Below are 8,683 nucleotides of genomic sequence, written 5' to 3' on the forward strand. Positions count from 1 at the left end.
CGGACTGGAGGCACGGTGCCAGCTGGCACCGTGCCTCCAGTCCGTCAGCGGTTGCGCTCGAGATCCGCGATCACGCGTGCGAAGTACGGTCGCGGCTGAAGAACTCGGCGAACATCTCCCGTTTCGCCGCGTGCGAATCGGGCTCGAGCTCGAGTCCCTCCATGTTGAGGTCGGTGCCGAACAGTCGCAGGATCCCAGGACCACTCGGCTCCGCGGTCTCGAGGGACACCGAGAACAGTGTCGGCAACTTCTCTCCTGCAGCGATCCGCCGGGCCTCGGAAAACGCCGCACGGTACGTCGCGTCGGTGACGCGAATCACACTGACCGCCCAACTCATGGCGTCCCAGTCGGGCGCGACCATCTCGCCACTCGGTGCATGGAAGAAGTGCACGACGAATGTGTCACGCTCGCCTTCGGCGCCGTAGTGCCGCTCGTCCACTTCTTCGATCTGCACGAACTCATCTTGTCAGCGTCAGCCGGGGCGTTCGAGGCCGCGGACCAGCCGACGCATGCACCTTCGCCGGTACCATCTCAGCATGGCTGAAGCAGGTCTACGAATCGTCCGTTAGACGATCGTTCAGCGCACGGTCCGCACGAGCCCACTGGACTGTGGGGAGGGACCGGAGGGGACTGAGCACTCTCGGTGGCGATGGGCAGTTGACACGGATCTCAGTCGACGGACACTTCGACGCTCTCGCAGATCTGTTCCGCAGCGAACCTGCGGACGGAGCGCACGAACCCGGTCTGTGGATCGTAAGACACATCTAGCTGCTCGCCGCCCTCGACAAGCGCCAGAGCGCGAGTCAGCGTGGCCGTCGTCTCCGGGTCGGTGTAGGTGACATCGGCTACGGGCCCGTAGAAGCGTTGGCGTGCCGCGTCGCCAGCGCGCGCGAGGAGTGGTCGGATGTCGAGATAGGTGAAGACGGCATTGATCTCATGCCCATCGAGTTCGAGCATCTCACCCTCGTACTCAGCGACGTATCCGTCTCCGTTAGAGCGGACGGTGGACCAGTCGTCACGGTCGCCGACGCTGGTCGCAGTGACCTTGTCTGGCCCGCCGTCGATGAGGACCGTCCACACGCTCCGTTGCACTCGTTGACCCTTTGAGTCCGCGTCGGAGATTGGATAGGTGATGCCCTTCGATCCACCTATCCGATCCCAGAACGCCGCGTCGCTGAGCGCCTTGTCACGCCAGAACGACAGTTCCACTCGCGACGGGTTGTGTCCCAGCGGCATGATGCCCCTTCTGATTTACGACTACTTGCAGGTGATCGTGTTGACGTTGCCCGTCACCGTCGGATAGGTGCGGTTCTTCACCTTGATATTGAAAGCGATCGGACGGAAGTGCGCAGCGCCACGGCACTTCGCGTATGTGTGCGCAACGTGGTAAACACCGGCGGTGTATTCGCCGCCGTTCGCGGCGACGTCGTTGCAGTCAAAGTCGTCAGGTCCACCGTCGCGTATGCAGTACTGGATCGCTATACCAGTGCGCGCCGCGACGCTCTCCGTGCAGCGGAGCTGCGAGCGCCACTGGAACTCGTGCTCGACAGGGACTGCCGTGACGGTCGTAAAGCTGCCCTGGCAGCCTCCGACGGCCGCTTTCGACTGGCCGATCGTGGGGTCGGTGGAGCTTTAAGTGGGGATGGTGAGGCTCCACGTCTCAGCCGCGACCGTGTCCGGGCTGTCCGGGGACAGCACGAATGACGGTGCGGCGTCGTTCCCCGGTGTCGTGTCGGCCGACGCCGCCACGGCGCTTCCGAAAACCAGGCCGAGTGCTGCGGCACAGGACACCGCGAGGACCGCGGTTCCCCGCCGTTTAGAGTACAAGCGCATGTTCATCCCCCTCGGAGTGACGGCTCATGCCGACTCCACGAATTTAAGAGAGCAGGGGAAGTCGTCGAAGTACGACACGTGAACTGCCGGCGTCTGGAGGCTGCAGGCTCACACAGCCCCGTCGGCGGGGGCGTTCGTGGCGATCGCGGGGATGCCCGGGCCGAGGACATTTCTGGCGTGCGCGCCGAGGCAGTCGTCATCCGAGCTGGGGACGTCAACGACGTCTCCTCCCCCGGTGTGCGCGAGGATCGCCGCGTAGCGCAGAACCGCCGATGCAGCTGCATCGCTGACCAGGATCGTTGCAGCCCCGTAGCCGAGGTTCTCCATCCCACTCCCAACAGGTGACATTGGTCCCTTTCCCACCGCCCCCCCCTGCCGGGCGGTAGTAAGCGTTCCCTCCACTGCGCACCAGGACCGTGGCATCCGGCCACTCGTCCCGATTACCGCCATCGCCGGCCACGAGAGTCAACGCCCCTTGGCCAGCCGCCTGGTGCAGCTGCTCATCGACGGCCTTTCTCCTGCAGCTGGGAAGGATCGCGTCTAGTCACGGCGGCATCCGCCAGGCCCGACTCCGGCCCTTGAGCCCATCGGGCGATCACCAGCGCTCGAATGCCACCGTCGCCGTCTCGACAGCCGATCGGCCACCGGGCGGTTTCCGCTAGCCTCGGAAGCCATGTGTCCAGCAGTCGTGGCAAGTTGCGCACGGATGACGGGGGTCCGTGTCACCATGGCTGCATGGTCCCCACCGTCGAGGTGCTCACGATCCCCGAAATCAGCAGCCGCCTTACCGAGCTCGTGGCACGCGCAGGTGCGTCAGCCGATGAGTTGCGTCGATTGGCCGACCGATACGAGCTCTCCCAGGAGGGACAAGCGATTTTGCGGAAGATCGACGACCTGACCTACTTGCAGGAGCATGCAGAGCGCTGACTCCGGCAGCCAGGCCGACGGGGACCTCCAAGGAAAGGTCTTCGACTTCATGTTGGAGATCATGGAAATGCTCGCCGCAGTAATTCCTAACGGGCTCGTCGGTCTGGACAGCACTGTCGTCCGGACTCGCGGCGGCGGCGTCGCGGTGACCGTCGAGCCGACCGAGGAGCTCGGCCTTCGCCTAGATATCGACGGCGCCGAGACCTTCCGGCTAGTTATCCAGTATCGTCTCGTCTTGAGTCCGGTCAGCCATCTGGTGTCAGTGGACCGCTCGACCTTCAAAGTGAACGTGCACGGCTCAGCGCGACCTCTCTTCACCGTCGATTACCTTCGGGACAGCGGCAGCGACGTTCCATCGGCGCACTACAACGTTCATGCCGAGCGTCAAGACATGACGGACGCGCTCGCTGCAACGGGTGGGCGACGTCGGGGCAAGATCTACCAGAAGCGCGTGGCGAAGGGGGACGTGCCGAGGTTCGGCGATGTGCATTTTCCTACGGGCGGCCATCGGTTTCGCCCCTGCCTTGAAGACGTACTCGAGATGATGGTCATCGAGTTCGGCATCGACACCGTCGTCGGTGCCGGCGCAGCGCTTCACGAGGGACGACGTCGGTGGCGCGTCAGGCAGCTCGCCGCAGCGGTGTCAGATGACCCGATGACCGCAGCCGCAGAACTGGATCGGCTCGGATTCGACGTCATTGCGCGTGAGGGAACGGAAGTGTCGCAGCGATTCGACCGCCTCACGGCACTTTGATCGCCGCTGCCGCCATCTCAGGAGAGTGCGTGGCGGTCGATCGGTGGTGCCACTTTGACGCTGGAGCTCTGGCCGAGGGGTCACGGTCCCCGCGGGCGGCCGCCGCTTACAGCATGCCCCGCATCGGCGACGCCGCGTGGTTGCCTCCACTCAGTGGGCGCTTCGAGCCGGGCGCCGACATGCAGGTGACTGCCTCGATGATGACGGACAAGCATGCTGGGGCGAAGCGGGGCCGCGACGTGTGATCAGCCGCACCAGCGGCGCAATTACGCGCCGAATGCGCGCATCGCGCCGCTGGTGCGCAACCACTCCATGATCGGCTGGCGTCGTGCAACGAGGTCGTCGACGTCCGCCCCGGTGAGGGCGTAAATGACGCCGATATCACGGCCCTGCACGGCCTTCAACCGTGTCAGGAACTCCTTCGTGAACCCGCTGACGGAGATAAACACTCCAATGCGAACGAGCCCGCGACGATCCTCCAGCTTCGACTCCAGCACCCGCAGCGGTTCGACACCGACGGGTTTCGCCCAGTTCTTGCACTCGACGATGATGAGCGGGCTGTGGTGCGCAGCCCAAAAGGCGTGGTCGAGTTCGTTCCTCAGGACGAGATCAATTTCTTCCTCCTCGGTCGCGAAGTTCTTACGCGTGACGACAACCTGCTCCTCCGCGTTGAACAGCGCCTCGGCGAGGGACTCGAGTGCGTCCCCGCGCGCTTTCTTGGTGCTGTTTGCGCGGTCCTTGTTTAGTTCCCTGAGATGTGCGTTCGCGGCGATGGCCTGACCGAACCAGAACTGAGGGCCGAGCTTGGATCGGAACGCTGACAGTGACCCGAACATCATCCCGAGCGACTGCGCGTAGGTGGCGATGCTGTCGCCGGTACTCGCCCACCACCTGTCGAGGAACGATGTCGCGTGTTCCACTGTCTCCATTTCGAATTCCCAGATCCCTCCAGACAGGTCGTAGACGACGTCGGTGTCCGTCGGCAGATGCTTGAGAAGAACGCAGGTGATGAGTGGCCAGGCGATGAGACGGGCGTCGCGGAACAGGAATACGAGGGTTTCCACTGCCCGAGCTATGGGGAGGGCCGGCAGGCCGTATTGTTCGGCTGACTCGAGCGTTTGCTGGATGAGTTCGAAGTTCAGCTCGACCGGGGCATCCCAAGCGAGATCGTCGAGGAGGAGCACCTTCCCGTCGGGATCGGCCCACATCGCTGCGAGGAGTGCGCCGAGGTGCTGCAGGTCCTCCTCGGCCGCGGGGGCTGACTCTCGCGCAATACGGGACCGGACCGCTGCGTCGATGGCGCGATCTTCCGCGAGCTGCTCCGGAGTCGGCGGAACGTCGATGGCCTCGAGCGGATCATCGGTGTCATCAAACCGGTCATCGGCGTCGTCGCCATAGCGATCGGTGTATTCGGTGGCGGTGTATTGGCCGGCGAGGAACGCTCCGGTGTGACCGCCGCCGCGGACGGACGAGTACGCGGCGACGCTGGCGTCCCAGCCGAGACCGTGCCCGGAGAGCGTGCTGAGCACACCTGCGGCGGTGGATCGCAGCGTGACCGTCTCGACGTTGCCCTCCTCATCCACGGTGACGCTCCGCTCGGCCGGGGCGAACAGCAGCCGGGGGATGTCCCCGGTGTCTTTACGCCACATGACCAGCGTGCGGTCGCCAATGTTCACAGAGGTGTCGAATCCCACACCGTCACGGTATTACACCGGCTGCTGCGAGGGGACCGTCGAGCACATCGGCTTGCCGCCGAACTCGCGAACTTTACGGCGACAGCGGTACCGGTTCTGTTGGCGAGCGCGTTCGCGCGCAGTTTCTAGCCGCGGTCGCGGATGAAGGGTCGATCTCGAATGTCTTTTGGTCTTCCCTTTGCGCCTGGGTCCGGGTCGTACAGTCGGTCGGCGCAGTTCAGCGGAAACGCCTCAACAGCCGGTCCGTCAGCCGGACACCTGCAGTGGCGCATCGAACCTGTGAGCGGTACCGCTAAATGGCTCACTTCTAGCACCGTTGGCTGGCGTGTCAGCGCGCTCCAACGACGAGGGCACTGCGGGCGGCTTCGATACCGATAGCTTCGGCGCCCGGAGTGGCGCCGGACGGCGCAGCCGGCGTCGTGCGAGTAGCCCGGAACTTCCCATATAGCCCCCCCAAACCGAGCTGGCCCTACGCTCGACCCATGGATACAGCTGTCACCCCGGACGCCCGTGAACTCCTGCGTGAGTTGCTCGATATCTGGGACCAGCAGAACGCCGCCGAGGTGCAGATTGCGCGCGAGGTTGACGCGATTCGCCACGCCACTCTCGTCCACGGGCTCACGGCCCATGCCGCTGACCTGGCACGCGCCGTACTCGTTCTGTATGACGCGAAGATGTTTCTGCAGATGTACCCACTGGTCCGGCTGATGCTGGAGGACTCGATTCTGGCGATGTGGCTCGAGTCGGAGAAAGGATCCTGGAAGGAGCTACTTCATAAGGCATCAGCAGACCTTGTTCGTCTCATCGACGAGATCGCCGAGCACGGCGCCCTCTCCCCGGGATACGAAACGCTCAGGTCGCAGGCTGGCGTCGCGCGGGAGCAGCTGGCCGAAGCGAAGCGCGGCCGGCTCACTGTCGAGCGGCAGATGGTTGAGCTCCAAGGTGCAGGAAAGTCGATGTATACCGACTATCGCCTCCTATCTCAGTGGGCCCATGCCGGCAAGCCCATTGTTGACCTCTATACCGTCGAGGACGAAAGCGTCGTCGGGGGTATCCGCAGTTCCTCAGTACCGCTCATCGATCTGGACTCGACGGACACCAATGCGATTGTTGGATACGGGGCCGCGGCCTTCTTGCAGGCGCTATTCGTATGGGATCGAGCGACCGTCGAGCAAGTAGGCCGACAGCACCTGGAAACCATCGCGAGCAGGCTCGGCGTCCGTCTCGAGCGGGCCGTGCGAACTGAGGGCACTCCAGGTTCGCCCCACTGAGCGACGAGCCGAGCGGGCCCACTACGCCGACTGTCGGCAGATGCCTCGATGGCCGATCGCCTAGCGGACGCGCTGGATTTCGGAGCGAACCCGCGACTTCTGCGAGCAGTTCTGTTCCGTGTCGTTGCTTTCGCTGCGGTTCGTGTCGGTCAGGTGGTGCCGATGCGACGGTGCCGCGAGCGGCTTCGATGAGGTCGTCGGCGATAACCGCGGGCTCGGCAAGCAGCTGGTGAGGGGTCGGCAGCGGCTTGCCTCAGCCCTGCGTCTTCTTGGCCGCGCGGTTCTGCGCTCCGAGTGGGGCGCCGAGCAGTCGGATAGCTTCGGACCGCACCGCCCGTTCGAGGATATCGGCGGCAATCTCGAGGTCTTGAGGCTCGTAAGAGCTTGAGCCGTGCGACAGAGCATTCCGGACTCTTGTGAGCGCAGTCTGCAGGGGTACTGCCCCCTTACCGGTGTCTGCTGCGCGAACGGCTTCGATCAATTTGGCCTCAGCGAGCTCCTGCGCGATTTCGTTCGGCAGGCGCTTCAGCAGGTCGGCAAGAGCAGAGTCAAGACCCTGCTGAGCCTCGCGGCGCAAGTTCTTGTTGATGAAGGCGTAGTCGGCCTTTTTGAGAAGCTGCATGGCACGCGCAAGAACTTCCCGTCGTTTAGCCCCATACTTCGCTTTGTCCGCCTCGTGCTTGGTCCGGTTCTCGAAGCCGTAAGAACCCTCCAGCGCCTGTAGCAGGAGGAGGAACCTCGAGCGGGGGTGCTGGTCGGGAGTAGTTGCCATTGACCCGTAGGTCTCAAAGAGAGGATGCCTTGCTGCGACCTGTCGCCGCCAGGCATGCAGTAGGTCGAGCAGACTCAGGCTGTCGCTCGAGAGGTTGACCGCCGAATGAATCTCCTCTACAGCGGCGCGGGTTGAGTTGACCGGTAGATGAGTGATGTCCCAGCCGAATACCTGATCGCGGTGCGAGCGCGGGGCGGCGGCGTCGACCACCGAAAGGAAGTACCGAATCTCACGCGGAGCTCCTGTGAGAAGCGAAACGAGCTGGCGGAGAGGTCGCACCCACTCAAGCCACCAGTCGGCCACTGCTAGTGGCTCGTCTGAGTTGAGGCGGAGGACGGGGCCGAAGGCCATCTTGAACTCGTAGCCGTCGAGTGCACGCACTGTGTAGTCGTAGCTGAAAGTCATCGACTGCCCGCCCACGACCCAGGTGAACTTGGCATCCTTGTTGACGGTGGCTTCCCAGACAGGCTCATCACCGGCTTTCATCGGCATCTTGACATGCTGTATGGGAGCAAGCCCCATGATCGACTCCAGTCCCTCGATCTGAAGCTCGACCGCGGCATACCTTCGGTGCTCCGAGCTATCAAATGGGTCAAGTGACAGGGCCGCGAAGGCCCCCACCGCTCGGCCGTGTCCCGGGAAGGTGTAGCTGAGTTCGCCGTTCATCAGGGCCACATAGCCCCCATTTGAGAGCCGGCCGGTGAGGACGTCAAAACCATGGTGCTGCGGGAATGACGCGACTCCGGTCGCCTTTTCGGAAACCCACTCGATGGGCAGGTCGCCGTACAAAACCCCGGTTGGATACTTCCCCTTGTCGACGGTCAAGAGCCCCGGGATGGCAATGAGACCACCCTTAAGATCGGGCACATCCCAAGTGATGAGGTACTCGCCTGTCTCGAATGGCAGTTTGACTGCCGAGATGTCCTTGGCCGGGTCCATGCGTCCTCAGATCTTTTCGACTTGATGATGGTGGTAGTGCGCGAAGGCGTGCTGAGCAGTGTCACGGTCCGGGGTCGACGACACGAAGTGAGTGTAGCTCGTTGAATCCCACTGGGCAGGCGGACTGGGAGCATCCCGTCGAAAGCTAAGGCCCAAGTATCTCGACGGTGCAGGAGGAGTGGAACTGCCACTCCAACCGGCATCCCGTCGGGTCGTCGGTTCAAGGCTCGCCGGGGGCGACCGTTACTTCACGGCATGGCATTATCAGCGTTCATCACCCCGCGACGGTCGCCTTGTCCGGTAGCCGGTCCTCCCACGGACCACGGTGTCCAACTCGGACTCGGATTCGAACCGGACGATCCGCGAGAAGACTTGTGTCGCAGATAGGTGGTCCGCTCATCGTCGCAATAACGGAGGGCGGTTTCAAGGGGTCGTTGCAACGGGTGGTTGTTTCGGGTCCGAGAGTAGCTGCTCGAATGCTTCTGCCGGGGTG

9 protein-coding genes are annotated in these 8,683 nt (G+C 63.5%); 4 read left to right on the top strand and 5 right to left on the bottom strand.

Translation table 11 applies throughout. The annotated features are described in order from the left end of the window. Positions 1-70 precede the first annotated feature (70 nt). The gene (locus tag ITJ56_RS16115) at positions 71-454 is read right to left on the bottom strand and encodes a hypothetical protein (protein WP_228518078.1); all 384 of its coding nucleotides are present in this window, start codon (positions 452-454) and stop codon (positions 71-73) included. Between the two features lie 215 nt (positions 455-669). Then, a complete protein-coding gene (locus tag ITJ56_RS16120) occupies positions 670-1,236 on the bottom strand; it encodes a hypothetical protein (RefSeq protein WP_194631643.1) in 567 nt (188 codons plus the stop codon). A 406-nt stretch (positions 1,237-1,642) separates the two neighbouring features. On the opposite strand from ITJ56_RS16120, the gene ITJ56_RS16125 reads away from it, so the two are divergent. After that, on the top strand, positions 1,643-1,915 hold the full coding sequence (locus ITJ56_RS16125) for a hypothetical protein (RefSeq protein WP_194631644.1): 273 nt from the start codon (positions 1,643-1,645) through the stop codon (positions 1,913-1,915). A 26-nt stretch (positions 1,916-1,941) separates the two neighbouring features. Here ITJ56_RS16125 and ITJ56_RS16130 read toward each other — a convergent pair whose 3' ends face one another. Continuing rightward, positions 1,942-2,160, bottom strand: a complete 219-nt coding sequence (locus ITJ56_RS16130; RefSeq protein WP_194631645.1) for a hypothetical protein — start codon at positions 2,158-2,160, stop codon at positions 1,942-1,944. A gap of 408 nt (positions 2,161-2,568) precedes the next feature. On the opposite strand from ITJ56_RS16130, the gene ITJ56_RS16135 reads away from it, so the two are divergent. Both ITJ56_RS16135 and ITJ56_RS16140 read left to right on the top strand, forming a co-directional pair. Continuing rightward, positions 2,569-2,760, top strand: a complete 192-nt coding sequence (locus tag ITJ56_RS16135; RefSeq protein WP_194631646.1) for a hypothetical protein — start codon at positions 2,569-2,571, stop codon at positions 2,758-2,760. Beyond that, positions 2,747-3,514, top strand: coding sequence for a hypothetical protein (locus tag ITJ56_RS16140; protein WP_194631647.1), 768 nt, complete (start codon positions 2,747-2,749; stop codon positions 3,512-3,514). The genes ITJ56_RS16135 and ITJ56_RS16140 overlap by 14 nt, the downstream gene beginning before the upstream one ends. A 266-nt stretch (positions 3,515-3,780) precedes the next feature. Here the strand turns inward: ITJ56_RS16140 and ITJ56_RS19050 are convergent, their stop codons facing one another. Further along, positions 3,781-5,208 carry a restriction endonuclease gene (locus tag ITJ56_RS19050; RefSeq protein ID WP_194631648.1) on the bottom strand — a complete coding sequence of 476 codons (1,428 nt, stop codon included), beginning with the start codon at positions 5,206-5,208 and terminating at the stop codon, positions 3,781-3,783. Positions 5,209-5,690: 482 nt separating this feature from the next. Here ITJ56_RS19050 and ITJ56_RS16150 point away from each other — a divergent pair, with 482 nt between their 5' ends. After that, positions 5,691-6,479, top strand: a complete 789-nt coding sequence (locus ITJ56_RS16150; protein ID WP_194631649.1) for a DUF5677 domain-containing protein — start codon at positions 5,691-5,693, stop codon at positions 6,477-6,479. 253 nt (positions 6,480-6,732) lie between these two features. Here ITJ56_RS16150 and ITJ56_RS16155 read toward each other — a convergent pair whose 3' ends face one another. After that, a complete protein-coding gene (locus ITJ56_RS16155) occupies positions 6,733-8,190 on the bottom strand; it encodes a hypothetical protein (protein ID WP_194631650.1) in 1,458 nt (485 codons plus the stop codon). Positions 8,191-8,683: the final 493 nt, after the last annotated feature.

Source organism: Curtobacterium sp. VKM Ac-1376 (assembly GCF_015351025.1).
Classification (GTDB): domain Bacteria; phylum Actinomycetota; class Actinomycetes; order Actinomycetales; family Microbacteriaceae; genus Curtobacterium.